The organism is Deltaproteobacteria bacterium (assembly GCA_029210625.1).
Lineage (GTDB): Bacteria > Myxococcota > Myxococcia > SLRQ01 > SLRQ01 > JARGFU01.
Genome location: JARGFU010000001.1, coordinates 221,571 through 248,044, shown reverse-complemented (window position 1 = coordinate 248,044; position 26,474 = coordinate 221,571). Strand labels below are relative to the sequence as shown.

20 protein-coding genes are annotated in these 26,474 nt (G+C 72.0%); 8 read left to right on the top strand and 12 right to left on the bottom strand.

What is annotated here, in order from left to right; all coding sequences use genetic code 11:
• Positions 1 to 81 precede the first annotated feature (81 nt).
• The 4 genes from P1V51_01095 to P1V51_01080 form a co-directional block, all read right to left on the bottom strand.
• Complete coding sequence (locus tag P1V51_01095; GenBank protein MDF1561603.1) at positions 82 to 633, bottom strand: hypothetical protein; 552 nt, start codon at positions 631 to 633, stop codon at positions 82 to 84.
• Positions 630 to 1,508 carry an alpha/beta hydrolase gene (locus tag P1V51_01090; GenBank protein ID MDF1561602.1) on the bottom strand — a complete coding sequence of 293 codons (879 nt, stop codon included), beginning with the start codon at positions 1,506 to 1,508 and terminating at the stop codon, positions 630 to 632. The genes P1V51_01095 and P1V51_01090 overlap by 4 nt, the downstream gene beginning before the upstream one ends.
• Positions 1,505 to 3,250: an acyl-CoA dehydrogenase family protein gene (locus tag P1V51_01085; protein MDF1561601.1), complete on the bottom strand. Its 1,746-nt coding sequence runs from the start codon at positions 3,248 to 3,250 to the stop codon at positions 1,505 to 1,507. Before P1V51_01085 ends, P1V51_01090 begins: the two co-directional genes overlap by 4 nt.
• A gap of 76 nt (positions 3,251 to 3,326) precedes the next feature.
• Entirely contained in the window at positions 3,327 to 4,256 is a 930-nt protein-coding gene (locus P1V51_01080) for a lysophospholipid acyltransferase family protein (protein MDF1561600.1), read from the bottom strand.
• A gap of 137 nt (positions 4,257 to 4,393) precedes the next feature.
• Between P1V51_01080 and P1V51_01075 the strand changes: the two genes are divergently transcribed.
• Positions 4,394 to 4,738: a hypothetical protein gene (locus P1V51_01075; GenBank protein MDF1561599.1), complete on the top strand. Its 345-nt coding sequence runs from the start codon at positions 4,394 to 4,396 to the stop codon at positions 4,736 to 4,738.
• A gap of 41 nt (positions 4,739 to 4,779) precedes the next feature.
• Positions 4,780 to 6,786, top strand: a complete 2,007-nt coding sequence (locus tag P1V51_01070) for an ATP-binding protein (protein ID MDF1561598.1) — start codon at positions 4,780 to 4,782, stop codon at positions 6,784 to 6,786.
• A 2-nt stretch (positions 6,787 to 6,788) separates the two neighbouring features.
• Here P1V51_01070 and P1V51_01065 read toward each other — a convergent pair whose 3' ends face one another.
• The gene (locus P1V51_01065; protein MDF1561597.1) at positions 6,789 to 7,052 is read right to left on the bottom strand and encodes a hypothetical protein; all 264 of its coding nucleotides are present in this window, start codon (positions 7,050 to 7,052) and stop codon (positions 6,789 to 6,791) included.
• A gap of 1,169 nt (positions 7,053 to 8,221) precedes the next feature.
• Entirely contained in the window at positions 8,222 to 11,524 is a 3,303-nt protein-coding gene (locus tag P1V51_01060) for a serine/threonine-protein kinase (protein ID MDF1561596.1), read from the bottom strand.
• Positions 11,525 to 11,620: 96 nt separating this feature from the next.
• Here P1V51_01060 and P1V51_01055 point away from each other — a divergent pair, with 96 nt between their 5' ends.
• Entirely contained in the window at positions 11,621 to 13,381 is a 1,761-nt protein-coding gene (locus P1V51_01055; GenBank protein ID MDF1561595.1) for an acetate/propionate family kinase, read from the top strand.
• A gap of 199 nt (positions 13,382 to 13,580) precedes the next feature.
• Entirely contained in the window at positions 13,581 to 14,042 is a 462-nt protein-coding gene (locus tag P1V51_01050) for a hypothetical protein (GenBank protein MDF1561594.1), read from the top strand.
• A gap of 21 nt (positions 14,043 to 14,063) precedes the next feature.
• On the opposite strand, the gene P1V51_01045 is transcribed toward P1V51_01050, so the two are convergent.
• The 5 genes from P1V51_01045 to P1V51_01025 form a co-directional block, all read right to left on the bottom strand.
• A complete protein-coding gene (locus tag P1V51_01045; protein MDF1561593.1) occupies positions 14,064 to 16,034 on the bottom strand; it encodes a PAS domain S-box protein in 1,971 nt (656 codons plus the stop codon).
• Positions 16,035 to 16,120: 86 nt separating this feature from the next.
• The gene (locus P1V51_01040; GenBank protein MDF1561592.1) at positions 16,121 to 16,960 is read right to left on the bottom strand and encodes a hypothetical protein; all 840 of its coding nucleotides are present in this window, start codon (positions 16,958 to 16,960) and stop codon (positions 16,121 to 16,123) included.
• A 25-nt stretch (positions 16,961 to 16,985) separates the two neighbouring features.
• On the bottom strand, positions 16,986 to 17,651 hold the full coding sequence (locus P1V51_01035) for an SDR family oxidoreductase (GenBank protein ID MDF1561591.1): 666 nt from the start codon (positions 17,649 to 17,651) through the stop codon (positions 16,986 to 16,988).
• Between the two features lie 18 nt (positions 17,652 to 17,669).
• A complete protein-coding gene (locus P1V51_01030; GenBank protein MDF1561590.1) occupies positions 17,670 to 19,076 on the bottom strand; it encodes an FAD-dependent oxidoreductase in 1,407 nt (468 codons plus the stop codon).
• Positions 19,073 to 21,316, bottom strand: a complete 2,244-nt coding sequence (locus P1V51_01025) for a cation:proton antiporter (GenBank protein ID MDF1561589.1) — start codon at positions 21,314 to 21,316, stop codon at positions 19,073 to 19,075. The genes P1V51_01030 and P1V51_01025 overlap by 4 nt, the downstream gene beginning before the upstream one ends.
• Positions 21,317 to 21,412: 96 nt before the next feature.
• Here P1V51_01025 and P1V51_01020 point away from each other — a divergent pair, with 96 nt between their 5' ends.
• The 4 genes from P1V51_01020 to P1V51_01005 all read left to right on the top strand — a co-directional run bounded on the left by P1V51_01020 (position 21,413) and on the right by P1V51_01005 (position 26,089).
• Entirely contained in the window at positions 21,413 to 22,738 is a 1,326-nt protein-coding gene (locus P1V51_01020; GenBank protein MDF1561588.1) for an amino acid permease, read from the top strand.
• A 92-nt stretch (positions 22,739 to 22,830) separates the two neighbouring features.
• On the top strand, positions 22,831 to 23,298 hold the full coding sequence (locus P1V51_01015; GenBank protein MDF1561587.1) for a YbaK/EbsC family protein: 468 nt from the start codon (positions 22,831 to 22,833) through the stop codon (positions 23,296 to 23,298).
• Between the two features lie 253 nt (positions 23,299 to 23,551).
• Positions 23,552 to 24,937: an endonuclease gene (locus P1V51_01010; protein ID MDF1561586.1), complete on the top strand. Its 1,386-nt coding sequence runs from the start codon at positions 23,552 to 23,554 to the stop codon at positions 24,935 to 24,937.
• A 252-nt stretch (positions 24,938 to 25,189) separates the two neighbouring features.
• On the top strand, positions 25,190 to 26,089 hold the full coding sequence (locus P1V51_01005; protein ID MDF1561585.1) for an aminoglycoside phosphotransferase family protein: 900 nt from the start codon (positions 25,190 to 25,192) through the stop codon (positions 26,087 to 26,089).
• Here P1V51_01005 and P1V51_01000 read toward each other — a convergent pair.
• Complete coding sequence (locus P1V51_01000; GenBank protein ID MDF1561584.1) at positions 26,086 to 26,376, bottom strand: hypothetical protein; 291 nt, start codon at positions 26,374 to 26,376, stop codon at positions 26,086 to 26,088. The two genes, P1V51_01005 and P1V51_01000, sit on opposite strands and share 4 nt — an antisense overlap.
• Positions 26,377 to 26,474: the final 98 nt, after the last annotated feature.

The following is a 26,474-nucleotide window of genomic DNA, read 5'->3' as shown; positions in this document are numbered from 1 at the left end:
TCAGTCCCCCCCGGCGGCCAGCTCCAGGGTGAGCTTCTCCAGGGGGATCCTCGCCAGCAGCGGCGGCGCTGGCCAGGGTCCTCAGAAGACCCAGCCGAGGGTGAAGCCCCAGGCGGGCCGGAGGATCGTCAGGCCGGCGGTCCGGCCGTCGAAGATCAGCGAGCGCTGGAGGACGGCGCCCACGAAGATCGTCGCCACCGGCCCGAAGCCGGTCAGCAGACGGTAGCCGCCGAGCGCGGTGAGGCCGAAGGCCAGGTGGCTCCCCACCTTCTCGCCGGTCGTGGCGCGCAGGCCGCTGCCCTCGAGGTCGAGGGCCAGGCCGAGGTAGGGGCCGGCCATGACCTCGGGTGCCGGCTTGAAGGCCACGAGGCGCTGCGCCGGCCAGAGTCGCAGCTCGGCCCCGGCCGAGAGGCCCAGGCCCCGGAAGTCCTCCCGGGCGGCCGAGCGCAGGCCCGCGCGCAACGCGAGGGAGAGGTGCTGCTCGGGCAGGGCGTAGCGCTCGTACTCCAGCATCCCGCCGAAGGCGTGGATCGCGAGGGGCGGGAGGTGGACGGCATCCCGCGGCCCGTAGGGGTCGGCGGTCGGGGCGCCGGCCGCGGCGCCGAGGAGCAGGAGGAGCAGGGCGGCGTTCACGGGGCGCCCACCGTCTCCGCGAGGAAGTCGAAGATCGCGAGGATGGCCTCCGGGGTCTCGACGCTCTGCTCGACGGCCCGGTCGGTGAAGCCCGCCCCAGGGCCGGTGCTGTGGCCGCTGCCCGGCACCACCAGGAGGCGGGCGTCGTTGCCCGCGGCCCGCAGCGCCGAGAGCATGCTCCGCTGCTGGCCCAGCAGGGGGTCGGTGGTGCCGGCCACCATCAGGAAGGGGGGCTCACCGGCCTCGACGTGGTTGATGGGCGAGGCCTCCGCCCAGGCCTCGGGCAGCTCCTCGATGCTCCCCCCCATGAAGTTGGGCACGATGAAGGTGTCGCGGGTGAGGTCCGTGTCGAAGTCGTAGACCCCGGCGCCGCCGATGACGGCCGCCGGCGCGGGGGTGCCGCCGGCGGCGCAGTCGGGCTGGATCCCCGGCAGGTCGGGCGCGACCCCGATGAGCGCGGCGAGGTGGCCGCCGGCCGAGTAGCCCAGGACCGCCACCCGATCGGGATCGAGCCCGAGGCGGCCCGCCTCGGCGCGGAAGAAGGCCAGCGCGCAGAGGCTGTCCTGGGCCGCGGCCGGATAGGGGTGCTCGGGCGCCAGCCGGTACTCGATGTTGGCGGCGACGTAGCCCGTCCGGGCCAGCCTCCGGGCCAGATCCCTCATGTGGAAGCGGCCGCCGTTGCGCCAGCCGCCCCCGTGGATGAGCATCACCCCCGGGCGGCCGGCGCCGCCCTCGCCCGGGAGGTAGAGGTTCATCACCGTCTGCTGGCCGAAGCGGTCGTCGTAGGGGACGTCGCGCTCGACGATCGCCCCGCCGCAGGCGGTGATCAGGAGGGAGAGGACCGCGAGGAGCCCCCCGAGGCGAGCCCGCCTCAAATCACGTCCCAGATGTAACCCTCGTGCTCGTAGGCGAAGTCCGCGAGCTCCTTCATCAGCTCGTCGGTGTTGCGATCGATGTCGTTGAAGGCCTGGACGCAGCGCCGCTTCACCTGGCCCGCGAAGACCTTCGCGATCTTCACCTCGGGGGCCGCCTTCTCGGCGCCCTTCTCCTCGATGGCCTGGCTGACCCGGGAGAGGGTGCAGGCGAGCATGAAGAGGTCGATCATCACCTTCGCCATCCGGCGGGTGGCGAACTGCTTGCCGATGATCTTCTTGCCGTGCTTGCGCAGGAGGCGGTCGGCCATGGTGGCCAGCTCGCGGGTGAGGGACTCGAAGAGCACGGCCTCGGCCCGCAGGCTCTCGTGGACCCGCTCCATCCTCGGCGGGTCGAAGGCCTGGATGCCGGTGGCCCAGCCGGCCCGCTTCCGGGCGTACTCCTGGAGCAGCCCGAAGCCCTTGATCGGGTGATCGAAGATGCCCTTGAGGCTCTTGGACATCTCCTTGAGGCCCTGGCCCACGTCGTTGAGCGCCGTCAGGGCGATGAAGAGGTGGAGGATCTCGTTGGCGCCCTCGAAGATGCGGTTGATCCGGACGTCCCGGAGCACGCGCTCGTAGGGGTACTCCTTCATGTAGCCGGTGCCGCCGGCGATCTGCAGGGCCTCGTCGGCCGCGCGCCAGAGGGCCTCGGAGGCGAAGACCTTGGTGATGGCCGCCTCGACCGAGTAGTCCTCGTACTCCTCGTCGGAGAGGTGGGCGACGATGGTGACGGCCGCCTCGGTGGCGTAGCAGTCGACAACCATGTTGGCGATCTTCTCCTTGATGGAGCCGAAGGTGCCGATGGGCTCCCCGAACTGCTTGCGCTCCATGGCGTAGGTCGCGCTCTTCTTGATCAGCATCTTCATGCCGCCGACCGCGCCGCCGCCCAGCCCCGAGCGGCCGCTGTTGAGGATGGCCATGGCCACCTTGAACCCGTCGCCCTTCTCGCCCAGCAGGTTCTCCTTCGGGACCTTCACGTCCTCGAAGTAGACGGTGACGGTGGAGGAGCCCCGGATGCCCATCTTGTCCTCGTGGGGTCCGGTGGAGACGCCCTCCATGTCGCGGGTGACGATGAAGGCCGAGAGCTTGCTGCGCCCGTCCTTCTCACCCGTCTTGGCGAAGACGGTGAAGAAGTCGGCGAAGCCGCCGTTGGTGATCCAGATCTTGGAGCCGTTGAGGAGGTAGTGGTCGTCCTTCTCCTCGGCGGTGGTCTTCACCGCGGCGGCGTCCGAGCCGGCGCCGGCCTCCGTGAGGCAGAAGGCCGCGATCATCTCGCCGGTGCAGAGCTTCTCGTAGTAGCGCGCCTTCTGCTCGTCGGTGCCGAAGAGCTTCAGGCCTCGCATGCCGATCGAGGAGTGGGCGCCCACGGTCACGGCGACCGAGGCGTCGTGATGGGAGATCTGCTGCAGGGTCCGGGAGTAGGCCATGTTGCCGAAGCCCATGCCGCCCTGCTCCTCGGGGATGATCAGGCCGAAGAGGCCGAAGGCCTTCATCTCCTCGATGAACTCCTCGGGCATCTCACCCGCGACGTCCCACTTCGCGAACTCCTCGGCCTTGGGGCCGAGCAGGTCGTCGACCGAGGCGATGACGCCCTGGACCAGCTCCCGCTCCTCTTCCTTCATCTTGGGGAAGGGGAAGATGACCTCCTCTTCGATCTGGCCGGCGCAGAGAGAGCGAATGAAGGAGACGGATTTGTCGGTCATGGTGGGCTCCGTGGATCGAAGGAGACGGGATCTCGAGAGAGGGACCCCGGCATCGTCGGCACCGCCCGGCCCGTCGTCAATCGCCGACGGTGCTTTCTTCCCCCGGCCGGCGGTACCAGCGGCGATGGAACCAGACCCACTGCTCCGGCGCGGCCCGGATGGCCTCCTCCAGGGTCGCCTGGATCTCGGCGGTCAGCCGCAGCACGTCGGCCTCTCGATCCCCGGTGGGCTCGACGGCCAGCTCCCGGATGGAGATCCGGTGGCCCTCCCCCGGGGCCTCGCGGTGGATCCAGCCCACCAGGAGGTGGGCGCCGCTGCGCAGCGCGAGGTCCGCCGGGCCTCGGACGCTGCGGGCGTCGCGGCCGAAGAAGGGGACGTAGACGCTGCGCTCGTCGAGGTCCTGGTCGACGAGCACGAAGAGCGCCGAGCCCCGGCGCAGCGTGGCCAGGATCTTGCGGGCGTTGGCGGGCTCACCCCGGTAGATCAGCTCGACGCCGCCCTCGCGGCGGAAGCGCTCGAGCAGCGCGGCGATCCCGGCGTCGTGGCTGCGGCGAGCGAGCGCGGTGACCGGGAAGCCGCGGCGGCACAGAGCGCGCGCGGCGAGCTCCCAGTTGCCCAGGTGGCCGGTGCAGAGCACCACGCCCCGGCCCGAGCCGTAGGCGCGCTCGAGGATCTCCTGGCTCTCCGGATCGAGGGTGACCCAGGTGTTCAGCCGCCGCTCCACCCGGCGGACGACCAGGTCCTCGAGGAGGTGCTCGCCGAGGCTCTCGAAGCAGGCGCGGGAGAGGGCCTCGCGCTCCGCCTCCGAAAGCTGGGGGAAAGCCTGCCCCAGGTGCGTGAGCGTGAGCTCCCGGCTCCGGTGGGCCAGGCGGTGGACCCACCTCCCGAGGAAGCGGCCCGCGCGGAGCGCCAGGCCCACCGGGAGCAGGCCCAGGAGGGCCACCAGCAGCCGGAGGAAGAGCGCGCGCAGCGCGCGGCGCAGCCGCTTTCGCAGGGGGACGGGCATGGCAGGCGGCAGCATAGCGCTCCTTCCCGCTGCGCGCCTGCCTCCGGCAGACCCGGGAGAAGCGCCCGCGACGGCCGCAAGAAAAGGGGTATGATTGTGGCTCGGGCGAGGCCCGAGAGACCGGAGCCAGGGGAACCATGAGCGAGCGCGTCAGCACCCTCGTACACGAGGGGAAGTCCATCCTCTTCATCGATCTGAGCGGCCTGCGAGGCGAGGCGATGATGCCCGTGCTCGAGGAGGCCAAGCGCCGGATGCAGGCGCTGGGGGACGAGCCCCTCCGGGTGCTCACCGACGTGAGGGACGCCTACTTCACCAAGGAGACGAAGGACTTCTCTCGCAGCCTGGTCCGCAGTGACAGGAACGGACGCAGCGCCCTGGTGGGGATCACCGGGGTGCAGAGGATCATCGCCAGCGCGATCTTCCGCGACAACTACTACGCCAAGGACCTCGAGGACGCGAAGCGCTGGTTGGTCGAAACCTAGCAGTGGCCGACGAGAGCCGGCCGACCCCGGGGGACGAGGTCATGGCCGAAAAGAGAAGATGCCTCTGGCAGGCGCACCTGCACCGCCGGATCTTCGAGCTGGAGCTCGAGCGGGTGGAGCAGATCCTTCGCCACACCGAGCGGGAGGCGTTGCTGCCCGCCCTGGGCGCGGCCTCGGAGAGCGGCGCCCTGGCCTTCGCCGTCCTCGCGGGAGAGGTGGTCCTCTTCTCCGACCCTCGCTTCACCGAGGCGCTGGGGCAGCCCCGGGCGGCGCTGCAGGGAGCCGATCTCCCGCGCCTCGTCTCCCTGATGGACGAGGACTGCACCGCCGCGCTGCGGCGGGTCGCCTCGGGTGAGGCCCGGCGGGATCACTGCCTCGGGATCGTGGCGGCCCGGCCGGGATCGGATCGCCACTACGAGCTGCGCGTGCAGCGGGTGACCGGGCCCGGGGAGGGCGCCTCCTTCGTCTTCCTCGCGCTCTTCGAGCTGATCGGAGACGAGCCCGAGGGCGAGGCGGAGGAGCCGGGGAGCGACGCGGTCCTCGATCCGGGCCGGATGCTTCAGCTGGTCCTCGACTCCATCCCGGTGCGGGTCTTCTGGAAGGATCTCCGGGGGCGCTACCTGGGCTGCAACGCGCTCTTCGCCCGGGACGCGGGCAAGCTGCACCCCGAGGAGGTCGTCGGGGTCGACGACTTCTCGCTGGGGTGGCGGGATCAGGCCGAGCTCTACCGGGCCGACGACTTCGCGGTCATGCGGGGGCAGGTGGAGAAGCTCGGCTACGAGGAGCCGCAGACCACCCCGGACGGCCGGACGATCTGGCTGCGGACCAGCAAGCGGCCCCTGCGCGGCTCGGAGGGCGAGGTCATCGGCGTCCTCGGGACCTACGAGGACATCACCCTCCAGAAGCGCCTCGCGGAGGAGAGCCTCCACAAGGAGAAGCTCGAGGCCATCGGCCGGCTCGCCGGCGGCGTCGCTCACGACTTCAACAACATGCTGACCGCGATCCTCGGCTCGCTCGATCTCCTCGAGATGAGCCTGGAGGCCTCGAAGGACACGACCGAGCTGCTCGAGGCGATCCGGGAGGCCAGCTCTCGCGCCACGGACCTGACCCGCCAGCTGTTGACCTTCGCGCGCAAGCAGATCATCGAGCCCAAGCCCATCGATCCGAACGACCACATCCGCCGGATCGAGCGGCTCCTGCGCCGCCTCCTCGGGGAGCAGATCACCCTCGAGGCCAGCCTGGAGGAGGGGGCCTGGACCATCCTGGTGGACCCGGGTCAGTTCGAGCAGCTCCTGGTGAACCTGGCGGTGAACGCCCGGGACGCCATGCCGGCCGGGGGCACCCTCACCTTCGAGACTCACAACGTGGTCCTCGACCGCTGGGGCAACGGCCTGCGCAGCGCGGGGCCCTATCTCCAGATCGTGGTGCGGGACACGGGCGAGGGCGTCGACCTCGACACCCAGCAGCACATCTTCGAGCCCTTCTACACCACCAAGGGCGAGCGGGGCGGGACCGGCCTCGGCCTGGCCATGTGCCACGGCATCGTCAGCCAGAGCGGCGGCTTCATCGAGCTCGAGAGCCGGCCGGGCGCGGGGACCACCTTCGAGATCTACCTGCCTCGGCATCGGGGAAAGACGGACGCGGAGGACAGCGAGGGAGAGGTCCCCCTCGAGCGCCGGGGGAAGGAGACCCTCCTGGTGGTGGAGGACGAGCCGGCGGTGCGGAAGGTCTGCGTGGCCACCCTCGAGGGGCAGGGCTACCGGGTGCTGGAGGCCGGGAGCGTGGCGGAGGGGCTGCGGGTCAGCCTGGCCTTCGCCGGGCCGATCGATCTCCTGCTCTCGGACGTGATCCTCCCCGACGGCAAGGGCCCGCAGCTGGCCCGCGAGCTCCAGGCCGCCCGGCCCGAGATGAAGGTCCTCTTCACCAGCGGCTACACCGAGGAGATCTCGGCCTCGGACGGCAGCCTCGCCGCGGGGCTGCACTTCCTCCAGAAGCCCTACCGGACCCAGGAGCTCTGCGAGGCGCTCGCCCGCCTCCTCGACGAGTAGGACTACATCCAGGCGTCGAGGCTCTGGTCGCCCTCGTCCTCGGGGAGCTGGCCGAGGAAGTAGCGCGCCCGCTCTCCGCCCTCCGGGCTGTCCGCCATCAGCTCCAGGATCTTGCGCACCTGGGTCCCCACCACCTCCGGGGGGCCCACCAGGTGGAGGGTCCAGGCGAAGTAGGCGTTCCAGAGGCCCTGCGTGGGGTCGAGATGGACGGCGTCCCGCAGGAAGGGGAGGGCGCCCTCGTAGTTCTCCCGCTCGAAGAACTCCATCCCCTGGCGGAAGAGCCGGGCCGCGCGCTCCTTGCGCTCGGCGTCGGTCTGGATGCGGGGCTCGGGAGGGAGGGCGTGGGGGGGGCTGCTCGAGCTTCGGCTTCGGGACCTTCGGGTCGGGCTTCGCGGAGGGAGCGGACTTCTCCCTTCCCGCCTCGGGAGGCGCGGCCTTCTTCGGGGCGGCCTTCTTCGGGGCGGCCCTGGGAGGTGCGGTCTTCGGGGCCGTGGGCTTCGTGGGCGCAGGGGTGCTCGCCTCCTTCGCCGGCGCCCGTTCGATCCGGGTGCCCACGTTCGGGGTGTCGAGGGTGGCCGGGGCCGGCAGCAGGCGGAGGCCCCGCGAGTCATCCTCCTCGTGGTGGGGAACCAGGTCCACGATCTCGTGATCGACTCCGATGGCGGCCACCAGGTGGAAGATCGCCAGGGAGGCCACCAGGGCGAGGACGTGCTCGAGCGGGAGCCCCGTCCTTCCGGCGATGTCCTGGACCTCGTTGCGGCCGTCGAGGTGGGCGATGGCGCGGGCCTCGTCGGGCTCGAGCTCGAAGAGCTCGATCACCTCGGGGGCCTCGACCCGCAGGCAGAGGAGGGTCGAGCCGAGCTCGTCGAGGATGTCGTGGAGGAGGGGCTCGGCCTTGGGCTCGAGGAAGGCCTGGAGCACGGCCATCCCCGGCCGCACCCGGATGCCCTCGGTCCAGACCGGGTACTCGACCTCCTCCTCGAGGTGCCACTCGCCGTCCGGCAGGAGGAGGAGGGCCGCGGCGCAGGAGAGGACCTGGCGGTGCAGCCCGATCTCGAGCTGCTCCTCGCTGATCGCGCCCATCTCCACGAGCACCTGCCCCTGAGGCACCTGTGCCCGGGCGATGATCGCGAGCGAGGCGTTGAGGGCCTCGATGTCGATCATCCCCGACTCGAGGAAGGTGATGCCCAGGGGCTTGAAGCGCCCGTAGACCATGGCGCCCACCAGGTAGCCTCTCTTGAAGTAGGCGCGAGAGAGCTCCTCGCCCCGCTTCACGATGAGGGCACCGGTGAACCTCTCGCGAGCCAGGCGCGCGAAGAGTTCCGCCAACACCCGTCCACGAATCGCTCCGCCTTCCCCCGTTGCGATCGTCATGGTGACTACAGCTTAAGACCGCGGGGCTCGCGGCGCATTGGGGATCCGCCCCCAGGGAGTCCTACGGACTGGACCCCCGAGCGCCCTCCGGGTGGCTGGACAGCCAGGACAGCATTTTGCGGTACTCCTCGTGTTCGGTCTGGCCGAGGGCGACGTAGCGCTCGGCGGCGTGCAGGGCGAGGGCCCGGGCCCTTTTCCGCTGGACCTTCTGCGGCCAGAGAGCGCGCGCGTGTACGAACTCGGCGTCGGCGAGCACGGTGGGATCGAAGTCGGCGGGGGCCTCGCGCGCGAGCCGGGCGGCGCGCTCGCTGACCGCCAGGGCCTCGGCGTGCTCCCCCAGGCCGAGGTGCGCCTCGCCGATGGCCTGGAGCTGGTAGATGTGGCGCGGGTGATCGGGGCCCAGGGCGACCTCGGAGAGGGCCAGGGCCCGGGAGAGCGCCTCGATCGCCTCCCGGTAGCGCTTCAGCGCTCCGTAGATCGTCCCCAGGCTGTGGAGGGGGAAGATCAGATCCGCGTGGTCGGGGCTGCGCGACTTCTCGACGATGGCGAGCGCTCGCCGGGAGTGCGCGAGCGCTCCCTCGAAGTCCTTCTTCTTGTTCTTCGCGTCGGAGAGGCCGATCAAGGCGGAGAGCAGCCGGGGGCTCTCGGGGCCGAAGGCCTTCTCCCGGATCGCCAGGCCCCGGGAGTAGGCCGTGATGGCCGCGTCCAGGTCGCCGGCCGCCTCGTGGGTGGTGCCGATGTTGACGTAGACCGAGGCGAGGGTGGGGTGATCGGGATCGCCGTAGAGCTTCTCGTAGATCGCCCGGGCCTGCTCGTAGCCAGCGAGCGCCTCGGCGTAGCGCTTGGCCTTGCGGTGCACGCCGGCGAGGTTGTGGATCATGTCCGCCGTCATGCTGTGCTCGGGGCCGTGGACCTCGCTCACGATCTCGAGGATGCGGCGGTAGAGGGCCTCGGCGCGCTCGAGCTCGAGGTCGGCGAAGGCGATGTTGGCCAGGGAGTTGAGGGCGATGGCGGCGCCGAGGGTCCGCTCGCCGCCGGTCCGCTCGTAGATGGCCACCGCCGCCTCGAGGGTCTCCCGGGCCAGCTTCGCCTGGCCGTTGTGGTGCTGGGCGCGGCCCAGGCTGGCCAGGGCCAGCGCCAGCCGGGGGTGGTCCTCGCCCAGCTCCCGGCGGATCGCCGCGGCCACGCCCTCGAAGATCTTCACCGCCTCCTCCACGCTCCCCGAGCGCTCGAGCGCGTTGCCGAGGTCCTGCTCGAGGTCCGCCAGGGTGAGGGGGTTGGCGCCGGCGGCGCGGGCCAGCTCGAGGGCCCGGCGGTGGTGCTCGACCGCCTCCCCGAAGCGGCCCTGCCTCGCCAGGAGGCTGCCCTCGGTGGAGGCCAGATCGGCGCGCTCCGGGGTGACCTCGCCCAGCCGCTCCACGGAGGCGCGGGCGTAGCGCAGGGCCTGCTCGGCCTCCTCGAGGCGATCGCGCTCGATGAGGGTGCCGGTGCGCAGGAGGGTGGCGCGCGCGGCGCGGAGATCGTCGCCGGCGCCCTGGGCCAGGAGGGCCGCCTCCTCGAGGACGGCGCCGGCGTCCTCGTAGCGGGCGGCCGCCTCCAGGGCCTCGCCGCGGAAGAGGAGCGCCTCGGCGACCAGGGGCGGGTAGCCGAGCGATCGCGCCTCCTCCACCCGGCCTTCCGCCTCGGCGAGGGCGGCCTCCGACTCTCCGGAGCGCAGGCGCGCCTGCAGGGCCAGCAGGGCGTCCCGCAGCTCTTCGACCCGGGCGGCCAGCGCCTCGTCCGCGGGAGGCGGGAGGGCGGCCCGCAGCCGATCGACGTCGGCGCAGTGGCGTAGATCCGGCAGGCCGACGATGGCCGGCTCGGCGCGCGCGACCCAGCCCTCACCGCCAGCGAGCAGGCCGCCGAGGGTCAGCTCGAGGGACCGGCGGCTCTGGCGCAGGCAGGCCATCCGCAGGGTCAGGAGCTCGTCGGACTGCGCGCCCTCGATGCGGGTGGCGCGGCAGGCCGCCTGGTGTCCGCTCTTCCAGTCGCTGGCGTAGCGCTCCAGGCGCTCGAGCACCCGCCGGCCGACCGCCGCCGCCCAGGGGCTGCCCTCCGCGGCGAAGGCGGCCTCGAGGGCCTGCCTTCGTTCGGCGCTCCAGCTTCCCGCCAGCTCCTCGCCGCCGCCCCGGCACTGGCTCGCCCGGTAGGCGCGCACCCCGGCGAAGGTCGCCAGGGTGAGGGTCAGGGAGAAGATCGCGCTGGCGAGGATCAGCCGCCGCTGGCGGCGGCGGCGCGGTCCCTGGTCGAGGGCCACCAGCAGCGCCGACATCGAGGGGAAGCGCTCCTCGGGATCGAGCTGCAGCCCGGTGGTCAGCAGGCGCCGCAGCCAGGGCGGCAGCCGGCGCTTCTCCTCGCCGGGGGGGGGCAGCGGCGCCCCGGTCGCGACGGCCTCGAGCCGATCGAGGCAGAAGGGGCGGGCGCCGTGGAGCGCCTCGTAGAGGGAGACGCAGAAGCTGAACTGATCCGAGAGGGCGGTGGCCCGGGCGCCGCCGAGGAGCTCGGGGGCGATGTAGCCCGGCGTGCCCACCAGGGCGCCGGTGCGGGTGAAGAGCGCCTCCGCGTCCGGGGGGGTCTCCACCGAGACCCCCGAGGCGCGGACCCTGCGGCTGCCGGTGTCCTCCTCGAGCGCCGGGCCGGCGATGGTGGCCAGGCCGAAGTCCGAGACCCGCACCCGGCCGTCGTCGCCGACCAGGACGTTCGCCGGCTTGAAGTCCCGGTGGACCAGGCCCGCGCGGTGGGCGGCGGCCAGCCCCCGGCCGGCCTGCACGAAGACCTCGAGGATCTCGGCGAGGCTCCGCTCCTCCTGCTCCAGCCAGGTCGAGAGGTCGGGGCCCTCGACCAGCTCCATCGCCACGTAGACCTCGTCCCCCAGGGTGCCGCTGTCGTGGACCGCGACGACGTTGGGGTGGGCGAGGCGGGCGGCGCTGCGGGCCTCCCGCAGGAGGCGGGTCTGGAAGGCGGGATCGGCCGAGACCAGCTCGGGGTGCACCACCTTGAGCGCGACGCGGCGCTCGAGGCGGGGGTCGAAGGCGGCGAAGACCCGGCCCATGCCCCCGGCGCCGAGCTCTTCCTGCAGCTGGTAGCGGCCGATCTTGGCGGGGGCGCTCCACCCGGCGGCGATGCTCGCCGCGCGGTCGCGCACGAGGGTGTCGCTCTCTCCCCGGGAGCCCGCCTCGCGGCCCGCCTCGACCAGGGAGAGGATGCGCTCGCTGCAGACCTCGCAGGCACGCAGGTGCTCGCGCCGGGCGAGCCGCTCCTCTGCCGGCAGCAGCTCGCTGCCCAGCTCGACCATCTCCTGCAGCTCGAGACACCGACCGGCCATCGGCGGGGGGGAATCGCACGTTGCGGGCTCCAAGGGAAGGAGCGAGCAGAGTCGGGGCTTTTCTTCGGGCGCCGGCTCACCCCACAATGCCGGACCATGAAGATCCTGGTGCTGAACTGTGGCAGCTCGAGCTTGAAGTGGCAGGTGATCGACCTCTCGGCCGACGAGGTCATCCGGGCGGGCAAGGTCGAGCGCATCGGAGAGGAGAAGACCCACCCCGCGGCCATCGCCGAGGTGGTCGAGGCGGTGGGGCCGGTGGCCCTCGACGCCGTCGGGCACCGGGTGGTCCACGGAGGTGAGACCTTCGTCGACGCCGTCCGGATCGACGACGCCGTCGAGGCCCAGATCGAGGCCTGCGTCCCGCTGGCCCCCCTGCACAACCCGGCGAACCTCGCCGGCATCCGGGCGGCCCGCGAGGCCTGGCCCGAGCTGCCGCAGGTGGCGGTCTTCGACACGGCCTTCCACGCCCGCCTGCCCCGGCGGGCGCGCACCTACGCCCTGGACCAGGACCTGGCCGAGCGCCTGCACCTGCGCCGCTTCGGCTTCCACGGCACCTCGCACCAGTACGTCGCCGCGCTGGCGGCGGCGCACCTGAAGCAGCCCCTGGAGTCCCTGCGCCTGATCACCCTGCACCTGGGCAACGGCGCCTCGGCCTGCGCCGTGGAGCTGGGTCACTCCACCGAGACCAGCATGGGGCTGACCCCCCTGGAGGGGCTGGTGATGGGGACCCGCTCGGGCGACCTCGACCCGGGGGTGGTGCTGGCGCTCCTGCGCTCGGGCGAGCTGGACGTGGACGGGGTCGACGCGCTGCTCAACCGCCGCTCCGGGCTCGCCGGCCTCTCCGGGGTCGGCAACGACCTGCGGGACATCGAGGCCCGGGCCGCGCAGGGGGACGACCGCTGCCGCCTGGCCGTCTCGGTCTTCGCCCACCGGGCGCGCAAGTACATCGGCGCCTACGCCGCCGCGATGGGCGGCCTCGACGCGGTGGTCCTCACCGGCGGCATCGGTGAGAACGGCGCGGCCATGCGCCAGCGGATCCTCCAGCGCCTCGACTTCCTCGATCTGGTCCTCGACGAGGACCGCAACGCCGACGCCCGGGTCGACGCCGCCTCCCCGGTGGCCGAGATCTCGGCGGCGCACTCCCGGGTCCGCGCCCTGGTGGTGAAGACCGACGAGGAGCTCAGCATCGCCCGCCAGGCGGCGGCCATCGTCGAGGCCCGCACGGAGGTGCAGAACCCGGCGCCGATCCCGGTGGCGATCTCCGCCCGTCACGTCCACCTCGACGAGGCGACCTTCGCCGCCCTCTTCGGGGAGGGCGCGACCATGACCAAGCTGCGCGACATCTCCCAGCCCGGGCAGTTCGCCTGCGAGGAGAGGGTCGACCTCGTCGGGCCGCGCAACACCCTCGAGGGGGTGCGGGTCCTCGGGCCGATGCGCTCGAAGAACCAGGTCGAGATCGCCCGCACCGACGAGTTCTTCCTCGGGGTGGACGCGCCGATCCGCGACTCGGGGCAGACCGCGGGCAGCGCGCCGATCACCCTGGTGGGGCCGGCGGGCACCGTCCACCTGAGTGAGGGGCTGATCTGCGCTCGCCGCCACATCCACATGACCCCCGAGGACGCAGCGGCCTACGGGGTGGAGGACCGGGACGAGGTCGAGGTCGCCCTCGAGGGCGGCCCGCGCTCGCTGATCTTCGGCGACGTCCTGGTGCGGGTGAGCCCCAAGTACAAGCTCGAGATGCACATCGACACCGACGAGGCCAACGCCGCCGAGCTCTCTCCCGGAGCCGAGGCTCAGCTCACCTACACCGACGCGCGGGTGGGGGCGGTGCTCGAGAAGAAGCGGGCGAAGTCCTGACCCTCCGGGCCCCGGCCCGAGCTCCCCGCTTTCCGGTCCACGCCGTCCCGGATCCAGGACGGGCGGGGCCGCCCGGCCCCCAAGAGACCCCCGGGATCGGCCGATCCTCGCCCCCCGGACGCCGCCGGCGGCTGGCATGGACTCTGCACAAAAGCGACGCCGCCCGCTCCCCCATCGTCGCTCCGAAGGACACCTCACCATGGACCTCACCCCCCGGCAGCTCGACCCCTCCCGCCCCCTCCGGCTCCAACCCTCCCGCCGGCTCCTCCTCTACTCCATGAGCGAGGAGCGCCGCAGCGCGATCGTCGCGCACTTCCAGGCCCACGACTGGGAGGTCGCCTGCGTCGGTGAGATCCCGACCGACCTGGCCGCCCCCGGTCGGGGCGCCTTCGACGCGGTCCTCCTCGACGTCCGCCCGGCGGTGGTCGCGAGAGAGATCGACCTCTCGGTGATGTTCCGCCTCCACGCCACGCGCCGCGTCGGCCTGGTCGTTACCCTGGTCGACCCCTTCGCCCGGGACGTCTTCCGGCGCGTGTCGCCCCTCGAGGCCGTCCTCTTCCTGGACCGGGACGCCTCCCTCGAGCGGATCCGCCGGAGCATCGAGGACCGCCTCCTGCAGGGCCGCCCGGCCGCCGCCGAGCCCTGCCAGCCGGCAGCCTGATCGGGAATCGTGAACCCCGGTCTAGACCGGGACCACGGTGTTCAGCGCCCGGATGAGCTCGTCCAGCGTGAAGGGCTTCTGCAGGAAGCCGACCGCGCCGGCCTGGAGGAGCTCGTCGGGCTTGCCCTCGACCGTGTGGCCCGACATGAGGACGACGGGCAGGTCGGGGTGGCGGGAGTGAATCAGCTCGAAGGCCTCGATGCCATCGAGCCTGGGCATGACCAGGTCCAGCAAGACCGCCACGAAGTCACCCTTGCGGAGCCGACAGAGATCGACGGCCTCCTGCCCGTCGGCTGCGTCATAGACCTCGAAGCCCAGGGTCTCGAGGTGGGCGTGGAGGCTCTCGCGGAGGAACTGCTCGTCTTCGGCCACCAAGATCGCGCCGCCGGCAGGGCGAACCGGGGGGCGCCGGGAAGCGGGCCGGTCACCTGCCCCGGCCCTGGCGACCGCGCTGGAGGGCAGGAGGATCGTCACCCGGGTGCCCTCGTCCAGCTGGCTCTCGATGAGGAGGGCGCCGCCGTGGTTGCGGGCGACGCCGTCCACCATCGAGAGGCCCAGGCCCGTCCCCTTGCCCATCGCCTTGGTGGTGAAGAAGGGCTCGGTGACCTTCTCCAGGAGGTCGGCGGGGATTCCCGCCCCGGAGTCGCGCACCGCGATCGAGGCGTAGGTGCCGGTCTCGAGGCCTCGCGCCAGGGCCGGGTGGCCTGGCTCGAGCTTCACCTTCGTCAGCTGGACGGTGATCGAGCCCCCCCCGGGCACGGCGTCGACGGCGTTCACCAGGACGTTCATCAGGGCGGAGGTCAGCTGGTCGGGATCGCCGAAGACCTCGATGCCTTCCTCCTGGATCTCGACCGTGGTCGTGATCGTCTTCGGGGTCGCGCGGCGCACGAGATCGGCGACCTCCTCGACGATCGGGGCCAGCGCGGTCTGAGTCCCCACGTGCTTGCCCTTGCGGGCGTAGCCCAGCAGGTCCCGGGTGAGCTTCCCGCCTCGCTCGCAGAGCGAGACGATCCGCGAGAGGTCCTCGCGCACCGAGGGCTCGAGGAGGGTCTGCTGGCCCATGCACTCGGCGAGCATCAGGATGCTGCCGAGGATGTTGTTCACGTCGTGGGCGATGCCGCCCGCGAGCCGCCCCACGGCCTCCATCTTCTGACTGTGGTGAAGCTGCTCCCGGAGCTGGGCCTGGGTCTCCTCGGCCCGGCGCTCGGCGGTGACGTCCACCAGGCAGATCAGGTCGGCGGGGCGACCCCCATGGATGACCGTGCGCGAGTATTGATCGACCCAGCGCGTCTCACCCTGCTTGTTCAGGATCCGGTAGCTGTAGTGGGTCCTGGCCCCGGCCTCGTTTGCCTGCTTCTTGCGGGCCTGCTCCACCGCGAAGGCTCGATCTTCGGGGTGCACCGCCTTCGCGAACTCTCGTGCCTCCCAGGCCATCATCTCCTCGACGCTGTAGCCATTGATGTGGGCGACCTCGGCGTTGGCGAAGACGACCTTCTGGTCCTGGATGACGGCGAGCCCGAAGAGGGACTGCTCGGCCATCATGCGGAACTTGGCCTCGCTCTCCGCGAGGGCTCGCTCCGCCGCGCGCTCGGCGCTCACGTCCCGCCCCAGGACGCAGATCGCCGGGCGGCCCTCGTGGTCCTGGATCAGGACCGCGTCGTAGGAGAAGAGCACCCCGCGGCCATCCTTGGTGCGGAGCATGGCTTCGACCCGGGTCTGGCCCTCCTCGTAGATCTCCCGCAGCGCGCCCTTCAGCTTCTCGACGTCCTCGTCGGAGTAGAAGGCAGAGCTTGCCCCGGGCATCTCTGCGAGCTCCTCATCGCTGTAGCCCGAGATGGCGCTGAGCGCCGCGTTCCAGAAGAGGGGGCGTCCCGTCTCGGGATCGAAGACGTAGAGGGTCTCGTTGATGGCCCCGAGCACCGTGTCGATGCTGATGTCGGAGACGACTCTTCCGAGAGAGCGGCGACCGCCGCCGTCCTGACGCGTGGTCATGGCTCGGTGCCCCTGTCCTTCTCCCCCCGGAGGTCTCTATCGGCTGTGGCCCTCACCCGGAGCGGTGCCCGGCGCCCTCTCCCGCTCTATTGCTGGTAGATGAAGAGGTCGTCGCCGTCACTCACCGTGACGTAGACGATGGTGTCCGCCTTGAGCGCGGGGTCCACCAGGTCGAAGGCGGTGACCAGGGAGTCGGCGTGCTCCTGGCCGTAGGCGATGAAGTGGAGGATCTGCTTCACCCAGGCGTCCCCGGCGCTGACATTGGCCGAGGAGGCGATGACGCCCGCCAGCTTGTCCTCGAGGCGGGCCTGGGCGACCGAGACCGGGAAGGGATCGTCCAGCGGCCAGATCATGGCCCGGGTGACGCTGACCCCGATCTTCTGGCCGTCGATGTTCACCAGGATGTCGGTGATGGCGCCGGCGGTGTCGTAGACGATCTCGGTCTCGGTCTTCAGCAGCGCGGCCCCCTCGCAGCGGGCGAGGACCTCGTAGGAGAAGAGCTCCGAGTACTCCGAGCTGCCGCCGGCGTTCTGGGTGTCGATGATCACCTGCCCGCCCGGGGTCAGCTGGTCGTAGTCGGCGGGGTGGTCGTAGGGGTCGAGGGCGAAGTCGAGGTGGTTGACGTGGATGGAGGGGGTCGGGTCGGTCAGCTCGGTGTCCAGCACCCAGCAGTCCCCGGAGAGGCCGCCGAAGCCGGCCAGGGGATCGATGGGGCCGGTGCCGCCGTCGTCCGCGCCGCCGTCGGGGTCCCCGCCGTCGGGGGTGCCGCCGTCGTCCGCGCCGCCGTCGGGGTCCCCGCCGTCGCTCTCCCCCGCGTCGCCGAGGGCGGCGTCGGGGCGGCCGCCGTCGAGCGAGCCGTCGTCGGTGCCGCTGGGGCAGGCGGGGAGGAGGAGGGCGAGGAGGAAAAGCGGGATCAGGGTGCGCATCGGGATCGAGGGTAGCAAATGAGGCCTACCAGGGGAGGGGCTCGCCGCTCATGTGCCAGAAGGAGCCGCTCGCCTCGAGGGTCAGCGCGTCCATCCGGGCGATGAGCCCGGCAGCCGACTCGTCCGCGTCGATGAGGCCGCTGCCGCCGGTCATGTCGGTGCGGACGTAGCCCGGGTGGAGGAGCGCGACGGCGATCCCCTCCTCGCGCAGGTCCTCGGCCAGGCTCTTGCCCGCCATGTTCAGGGCGGCCTTCGACATCCGGTAGGCGTAGCTGCCCCCGGAGGTGTTGTCGGCGATGGAGCCCATCCGGCTGGTCACCAGCCCGATCCGGCCGCCCCGCGAGAGGAGGCCGGCGCGGTGGAGGGCCTCGACGACCCGCAGCGGGCCCACGGCGTTGGTGTCGAAGACCCGGCGGACGGCCTCGAAGTCGAGGTGGCCGAGGCTGCTCTCCTCGAGGACCCCCGACACGACGTGGACGCATTCGAGCGTCTCGCCCTCGAGGGCCTCGATCAGCCGCGCGACTTCCTCCCCGCGGGTGAGGTCCACGCCCCCGACGGCGCGGACCCCCAGGCCCTCGAGGCCTCCCGGCGACCCGCGGTAGGTCGCGATCACCTCGTCTCCGCGGGCGTGCAGCTGTCGCGTCACCTCGAGGCCGATGCCCCGGTTCGCGCCGACGATCAGGGTGCTCATGGGCTCTCCTTCTCTCGTTCAGACCGGATCCCCTCGCCGGCCGCTCACGAGGCCGAGGCGCCGGCCAAAAGAGCGCAGGGCCCGCCGGTCGGGTGCCTCGGGGTAGCGCCGGTAGAGGGCGTGGGTGGCGAGCATCCGGGCGAGGGCGCCGCCGAAGAGGGTGGCCGCGGCGGGGGAGCGAGCGGCGCCGCCGACGAGGGCCGGCAGCTCGAAGGGCCGCGGCAGGGGCATCCGCTGCTCGAGGGCGGGGCGGGTGGTGCCGGGGGTCATCAGTCCGACCTCCAGGAGGTGGCGGACCTCCTCTCCCCGCAGGCCCTGCACCGTGCGGCGGAAGACGTCGTAGGCGGCGTTCACCGCGCCCCGCTCGCGCTGGAAGGCGGCCGAGTAGGCCCAGGTGGCCGCCTCGTCCCCGGGGTCGCTCTGCCCCACGAGGGCGTCGGCGAGGAGGCGGGCGGCGATCAGGCCGGCGCCCACGCCGCTGCCGTGGGCCGGGAAGGTCTGGCAGCCGGCCTCGCCGATCAGCGCCGCGCCCGGAAAGCCGAGGCGATCGTAGGGGCGCCGCACCGGGATGATCGCGGCGCCCGCGAGGAGGGGCTCGCCGATCCACGGGTGGGCGGCGGCGAAGGCCTCGAGGCTCCGCGGCCCGCCGGAGGGATCCACCTCGACCATCATCCCGGTGAGCAGGTCGATGCTCTCGAAGCTCGGGTCGATCCGGACGACCTGGGTGGAGTAGCCCCCGTGGAGGCCGGACCAGACCAGGAACTCGTCGGGGCGAGCACCGAGGCGCTCCAGGAAGCGGGCGGCCCCCTCCCGGTCGGTGATGGCGCGGATCTGCTGGGCCGCGCTGACCCGATCCGAGGGCGGCGGGGACGGGCAGGCCCGGGCGATCGCCGGCGTCCGTTCGCGCAGGGCGCCGGCGAGGCCGCTGGCGTCGACGAAGAGCGCGGCGCGCAGCGTGAGCGTGCGCGCGAGGCCCCGGGCGCCCTTGCGGCGCAGGCGGACGCGGACGGGCCGCTCGCCCTCGCACTCCACCTCCTCGAGGCGGGTGCCCTCGAGGAGGGTGACGCCGGCGGCCTCGGCGCCCTCCTGCAGGCGCTGCACGAGGCGGCGGCAGTCGATGCCCCACATCGGGCGCTCCTCGAGGGTGAGCCGCGTGCGATCCGTCTCGCCGAGCATCCGCATCCGGCGGCCGCCGAGGTGCTTCTCCGGGCTCTCGGGGAGGGCGAGGCCGGCGGCCTCGAACATCCAGGGGGGCACGTCGTTGATCCAGCTCGCCCCGGCGGCGCTCCGGGCGCGGGCCTCGACGAGGGCGACCCGGAAGCCGCGGGCCGCGATCATCCCGGCCGCGGCGGCTCCGGCGGTGCCCGCGCCGACGACGACCACGTCGAAGCGCTCGGGCGCGGAGGGGCTGCCGCCCGGACTCATGCCTCGGGCGGCTCCGGCCGCGGCTCGCCGGCGGCCCTCGCGGTGGTCTCCACCTCGACGGTGGGCTCCGGGAAGAAGACCGCCTCGAGCTCGGCGCGGTCGTGGGCGTCGAAGAGCCGCTCCCGGTTCTCCTGATCCATCACGAAGCGGGAGATCTCGGAGAGTGCGTTGAGGTGCTTGCGGGGCTGATCCCGGGGCGAGAGCACCAGGAAGACCAGGCGGATCTCTTCACCCGAGTGCCGGCACTGCAGCGCGGACTCGTGCCGCGCCACCAGCACCGCCGAGTCGTCGATGCCATCGACGTAGGCGTGGGGCAGGGCGACGCCGAAGCCGACGAAGCTGGAGAACTCCTTCTCCCGGGCCACCAGCTCCGCGTGGAGTGAGGCGGTGTCGAGCTCGGCGTAGTCGTCCTGGAGCGGCTCGAGGAGCTCGTGCAGGACCTCCTCGATGGTGCCCGCCGAGGTGTAGACGATCCACTCGGGGCGCAGCCGCACGTTGAGCGAGACCTCGAGGGGGTGGTGCTCCAGGACCTTGCACTCCCCCCTCGCCCCCTCGGGGACGAAGGGGGTCAGGGTCTCGCCGTCGAAGCAGAGCAGCACGCGCTCGGGGTGGTTCATCGTCTCGACGTTCACGGTCTTCACCACGGTCCGGGGGCCGGCGGTGGGGGTCTCGAGGCCCTGGAGGTCCTCGCGGCGGAAGCTGCCCCAGACCCGCTGGCCGGCGAAGACGTTGGGCAGCAGCTCGTGCAGCGCGGCCTGATCGTCCTGGGACCAGCGGTAGAGCCGGGCGCCGGGGGTCTCCCGGTGCCAGCGCTGGCAGAGGAGGGTGTTGAGGTCCTGGTTGCGGGTGATCGCCAGGACGTGGCCGATGCCGTAGAGCTCGGGGTGGTTCTCGCTCTCCACGACGAGGGCGTTCTGGGCCAGGGCGGTCAGCCCCTGCCGCTGGGCGAGGTTCACGCCCCTCACGTTGGTGTCGAGGATCGTCGCCGAGAAGCCGCAGCTCTCGATGAAGCGCGCCACGCTCCTCGCCAGGGGGTGGACGCCGATGACCAGCCAGCTGGTGGGCTGGGGCTCGAGCACCCCGAGGAGCTTGCCCACCCAGCCAGCGGTGAAGCCCTGGAAGAGGACGGTGCCGGCGATCACCGAGTAGGTGAAGGCCTCGAGGAAGGGCGCGGTCTCGGCGTGACGGGAGGTGCCCTCAGCCAGCCGCATGGCGAAGAGGGAGGCCATCGAGGCGGCGACGATGCCGCGCGGGCCGATCCAGGAGAGGAAGAGCTTCTCCTTCGTCCCCATGCTGCAGCCGAAGGTCGAGACGAAGACGTTCATCGGCCGGACCACCAGCATCACCACCGCGACGGCCGAGAGCAGCGGCCAGCCGTAGGTGAGGAAGCTGGAGAGGTCGAGCTTGGCCGCCAGCAGGATGAAGAGCAGGCCGATCAGCAGCTCGGTGAGCTCGGCCTTGTAGACCCGCAGCTTGTCGATCCCCGGGACGTCGAGGTAGCCGACCACGAAGCCGGCCACCGTCACCGAGAGCAGCCCGCTCTCGTGGACCAGGGCGTCGGAGGCGGCGAAGACCGCGATGGCGCAGGAGAGGGTGAAGGTGTTGAGGCTGCGCTGGGGGACGATGCGGCTGCGCAGGACCACGGCGATGAGCGCGCCGGCCAGGGGCCCCAGGGTGAGGCCGACGAGCACCCGGGTGAGGAAGACCGTGATCGCCTCGAGCCCGCCGCCGATGATCCACTCGTAGGTGAGCAGGGCGATGAAGACGCCCACCGGATCGATGAGCACCCCCTCCCAGTGGAGGGTGTGGTGGATCCGTTTCTGGACCCGGATCCGCTTGAGGAGGGGGCCGATCACCGTCGGGCCGGTGACGATGATCAGGCTGCCGGTGAGGAGGGAGAACTCCCAGGAGTAGTCGAAGAGGATCCGCACCGTGGCGGCGGTGGCGACCCAGGTGATCAGCACGCCCTTGGTGAGCAGCCCCCGGATGGCCTTGCCCGCACCCCGGTAGCCGGCCGGATCGAGGGTCAGCCCTCCCTCGAAGAGGATCAGGCCGACGCAGATGGCGATGATCGTCCCCAGCCCGTCGCCGAGGGTGGCCGGCTGCACCAGCCCCAGCCCCTCCGGCCCCACCAGGATGCCGCCGATGAGCAGCACCGAGATCGCCGAGATGTCCAGGCGCTGGGCCAGGATGACCAGCGAGACGCCGACGGCGACGGCGATGCAGAAGGTGACCATCATGAGCTTGGGGCTCCGGGCGTGAGAGCATAGCCCAACCCCCGTCTCGGTGCCGGTCGGGCGTTTCCCTCCCGCCCCGGATCCGATAACCCTCGCGCGGTGAACGACCCCCGGACAACAGGCGGCGAGGGGCCGCTGGAGCGCCGCTTCGGGCTCCTCACGGCGACCGGCGTGGTGGCCGCCAGCATGATCGGCACGGGGGTGTTCACCACCACGGGCCTGCTGTCCGCCCAGCTCGAGGGCGGGGGGACGGTGCTGCTGGCCTGGCTCCTCGGCGGGCTCTTCGCCCTCTGCGGGGCGCTGGCCTACGGCGAGCTCGCCGCCAGCATCTCCCGCAACGGCGGGGAGTATCGCTTCCTGGCCGAGGCCTACCACCCGGCGGTGGGCTTCGCCGCGGGCTTCATCTCCCTGGTGGTGGGCTTCTCCGCGCCGACCGCGGCCTCGGCGGTGGCCTTCGGGAAGTACCTCGAGGCCCTCGTGCCGGGCCTCCCGGCGTCGGCCTCGGCGGTGGTGCTGATCCTCGGGCTCGCCGCGCTCCACACCGCACGGGTGAAGGTCGGCGCCGCGGTGCAGGACCTCTTCGTCGTGGTGAAGATCGGCCTGATCCTGGTCTTCCTGGTCGGCGCCGCCTTCCTGCTGCCAGCGCAGCCGGTGGGTGACCTCACCCTCTCGGGTGAGGCCCTCCTCGGCTCGCCCTTCGCGGTGGGCCTGATCTTCGTCGCCTTCGCCTACAGCGGCTGGAACGGCGCCGCCTACCTGGCCGGCGAGGTGCGGGAGCCCGCCCGCACCCTCCCGCTCGCGCTCCTGCTGGGGACCGGGCTGGTGACCCTCCTCTACCTGGGGCTGAACCTGGTCTTCCTCCTCGGCCTCGAGCCCGCAGCCCTGAAGGGGACGGTGGAGGTCGGCCACCTGGCGGCGGTCTCCCTCTTCGGCGAGGCGGCCGGACGGCTGCTCTCCACCGGCATCGCCCTGGCCCTGGTCTCCTCGGTGAGCGCGCTCCTGATGGTCGGCCCCCGGGTCTACGAGGCGATGGGCGAGGACCACCGACCCCTGCGCTTCCTGCGCCTGCGCCCCGACGGGGGAGGGCCGGCCGCCTCGATCGTCCTGCAGGCGGCCCTGGCGCTGGTGCTGGTGCTCACCCTCTCCTTCGACGCCCTGCTGATGTACATCGGCTTCACCCTCTCCCTCTCCGCCGCGCTCACCGTGGCGGGGGTCTTCGTGCTGCGCCGGCGCCAGCCCGACCTGCCCCGCCCCTACCGGACGTGGGGCTACCCCCTGACGCCGCTCCTCTTCGTCGGCTTCGCCCTCTGGATGATCGTCTGGTCGGTGGGGCAGCGGCCCCGGGAGGCCCTGCTGGGGGTGGCGACGATCGTCGTGGGCCTCCTGCTCCACGCCCTCCTCGCCCGGGGCGGGCGGGCCCGGTAGCCGTAGCCGCAAGCGGATCCCATATTGTGGGCAGCGGTCGATGAGTGAGGCCGCGAGGAAGGTCCCCGCGGCCGGCCGCCAGGAGGTGTGCCATGGCCATCGTCAGGAAGCTCCGGACCTACCTGGATCGGTACGGGATCCACTACATCATCCTCTCGCACCACGAGCGCTTCACCGCGCCCGAGATCGCCCAGGCGCTGCACGTGCCCGGGCACATGATGATGAAGGTGGTGCTGGTGAAGGCCGACGACCGGGACATCCTCGTCGCGCTCGACGCGAACAACCACATCGATCTCTCGGCGCTGCGCGAGGCCGTCGGGGCGAAGATGGTCTCCCTGGCCACCGAGGAGGAGATCTGCGAGCGCTTCCCCGACTGCGAGGTCGGCGCCATGCCTCCCTTCGGCAACCTCTACGGGATGCCGGTGGTGGTGGACGAGAAGCTCACCCACGACGAGGAGATCGTCTTCGAGGCGGGCAACCACCACGAGGCCATCCTCCTCGCCTACGCCGACTTCGATCGGCTGGTGCATCCGCAGGTCGCGTCCTTCGGCGTTCGCTGAGCTGTCGCTCCCGGTTTCGCGCTGGCAAGATAGAGGGCCGTGAGGCACCTCGAACGACACCGGGCGGCGATCGGCGCCGCCATCGCCCTCCTCTGCGGCCTGCTCCTGACGGCCTGCCCCTCTCCCGGAAGCGGGACCCCGGACGGCGGTGAGCCCGACGGCGCGATCACCGACGGCGGCGAGCCCGACGGCGGCGAGCCCGACGGGGGCGCCAGCGACGCCGGTCCCGACGGCGGCCTCGACGCCGGGACCGATGGGGGGGGGCGGCGAGGACGGCGGCAGCGACGGTGGCCTCACCGACGGCGGCTCACCCTACGCGGCCCACCCGCCGATCTTCTTCTCGGCCTTCGGCCTCTCCTACCTGGGGCCCGTCGCCGATCAGGGCGACACCTGGGTGGAGGTCACGGTGGCGGACCCCGAGGGGCTCGCGGCCCTCGAGGCGGCCGGGGGCTGGAGCTACAAGGCGGCGAACCACCGCTACGTGAACCACGAGCTCTCCTCCACCGAGTTCGAGCTCCCCCTCGAGGTCGGAGACGTGATCCGGATCCACGGCGCGACCTACCCGGGGGGCACCGACGTCCAGAAGACCGACAACAACCCGGAGGTCTGGGACGTGACCTCGGTCGAGCCCTTCGGGCCGAGCTTCAAGCACGGCGTGCTCTGGCTCGAGGCCCACGACGGCACGATCCTCGACGCGGTCCTCTACGTCACCAACATGAACCAGACCGACTGGCTGGAGCTCGACGCCCTGGCCGCGGCCGAGGCGGTGGTGGCCCAGGGGCAGTGGCCGGGGAGCGCCGAGGCCGACGCCCTGCGCATCGCGGACGTCGATCGCGACTGGCCCCGCCTGCGCAACCCCTACGCCGAAGGGCGCGATGCCGGCAGCTGGCAGATCGTCGGCGAGACCCTCGAGACCTACTACGAGCGGGCGATGGGCCTGACGGGCGACGCCCTCAAGGCCGCGCTCAACACGATCATCCGGGATCACGTGATCGTGCCCTACTCGGAGGCCTCCTCGGTCTTCCACGCGACGGACGTGGACCCCGCCGACTCGAGCGCGGTGATCCAGTTCTACACGGGCCGCTCGACCACCGCGGACTTCAACAAGGAGCACGTCTGGGCCAAGAGCCACGGCGGCTTCGGCTACGACGGCTGGGCCGGCTACAGCGACCTGCACGCCCTGCGGCCCACCCGCCCCGACGTGAACAGCGTGCGCTGGCACCTCGACTTCGCCGCCGGCGGCGACCTCTACTCGGACACCGAGTGCCGGATCGTCCCCGACTACTCCTTCGAGCCCCCCGACTTCGTGAAGGGCGACGTCGCCCGCGTCCTCTTCTACATGGCCGTGCGCTACGAGGGAGATCCCGACGATCACCCCATGCCGGACCTCGAGCTGGAGGAGGTCATCCCCTCGCTCCTCAACGCCCAGGGGGTGCCGGACAACAACCAGCACATGAGCACGCCGCGGCACGGCAAGCTCTCCGAGATGCTGCAGTGGCACCTCCTCGATCCCCCCGACGCCCGGGAGGTCCAGCGCAACGAGATCATCTTCCGGGACTATCAGCGTAACCGGAACCCCTTCGTGGATCACCCGGAGTGGGTCCACGAGATCTGGGGAGGCCCGCTCTGGACGCCCTGAGCCAACGCCGCTGCTCGCGGTGGCCCGGCTCCAGGGGCAAAACCAGAAATCACGATTCCCGATCGCCTCTGGCTTGCAGGCCGCACCCGCCTGCGGCGTCAGGCCTCGGTCGCATAGCTAAGGCTAGGCTCCCTCACCCTTCCTTGCATCCGGGCACGTCCGCGGCGCCATCCGCTGTTCGGGAATCATGATCTCTGGTTTAGCGCCTCGAGGGCGATCCTTCCACCGCGAGGGGGTAGTCTTGGCGCCGCGATGAGCGACGCGAACGACCATCACGGGAACGGCACGCCGCCGGCGGAGGTGGAGATCGACGAGGCGCTCGTGCGCTCGCTGCTGGAGGAAGAGCAGCCGGAGCTCGCCGGCCTCCCGCTCACCCACGTCGAGAGCGGCTGGGACAACGCCACCTGGCGGCTGGGGGAGGAGCTGGCGGTGAGGGTGCCGCGGCGGGCCATCGGCGACCTGCTCCTCCGGCGGGAGCAGGCGTGGCTCCCGGTGCTGGCCCCCGGGCTCCCCCTGCCGGTGCCCGCGCCGCTGCACCCCGGCGAGCCCACCGAGCGCTACCCCTGGGCCTGGAGCGTCGTGCCCTGGCTGCCGGGGGAGGCGGTGGACCGCAGCCCGCTCCGCGCCGATCAGGCCGAGGTCCTCGGCGGCTTCCTGCGGGCCCTCCACCGGCCGGCCCCCGAGGGGGCCCCGACGAGCGAGGTGCGCGGCGTCCCGCTCTCGGCGCGGGTCGAGGGCGTGCGGGAGCGGATGGAGCGGCTGGCGCGCACGACCGACGCGATCACGCCGCGGATCCGCTCCGCCTGGGAGGAGGCGCAGGAGGCGCCGCTCGACCGCTCGCCCACCTGGCTCCACGGTGACCTCCACGCCCGCAACGTGCTCGCGCGGGAGGGCGCGATCACCGGCGTCATCGACTGGGGCGACCTCTGCGCGGGCGACCCGGCCTGCGACCTCGACGCCCTCTGGATGCTGCTGCCCGACGCGGCCGCGCGCCGCGCCGCGCGGGAGGCTTACGGCGAGGTCTCGGAGGCGACCTGGGCCCGCGCCCGCGGCTGGGCCATCCTCATCGGCGTCGTCCTGCTCGACACCGGCCTGCAGGACACCCCCCGCCACGCCCGGATGGGCGCCGAGGTCCTGCGGCGTGCTGGCTAGGACTCGGCCTTCTTGAAGGGGGCCTCCTTCTTGGCCTCTTCCTTCGCCCAGTGCTTGGCGATGAGCTTCTTCGCGGTCCCGCCGCTGGCGAGCTTGTAGTTGCTCTCCACGGTGCCGTCGTCGAAGACGTGCTCCTTGCCCTCGGCGTCGAGCAGCTTGCGCTGGCCGGTGCCCGGCACCCAGTCGACGTAGAGGGCGATCTCGGGGAGCTCCTCGCGGCGGCGGGTGCGCTGGAGGACGGATCGACGGGGATGGAGTCGCTCGAAGAACTGGCTGCGGATCGGCATGGCCCGCAGCCTATCCCAATAGGGTTCGCCGTTGGCAGCACGCCCGTTTTCGAGGGCAGAGCCCGAGAAAAGGGGCCCGAACCCGGAGGGTTCGCTAA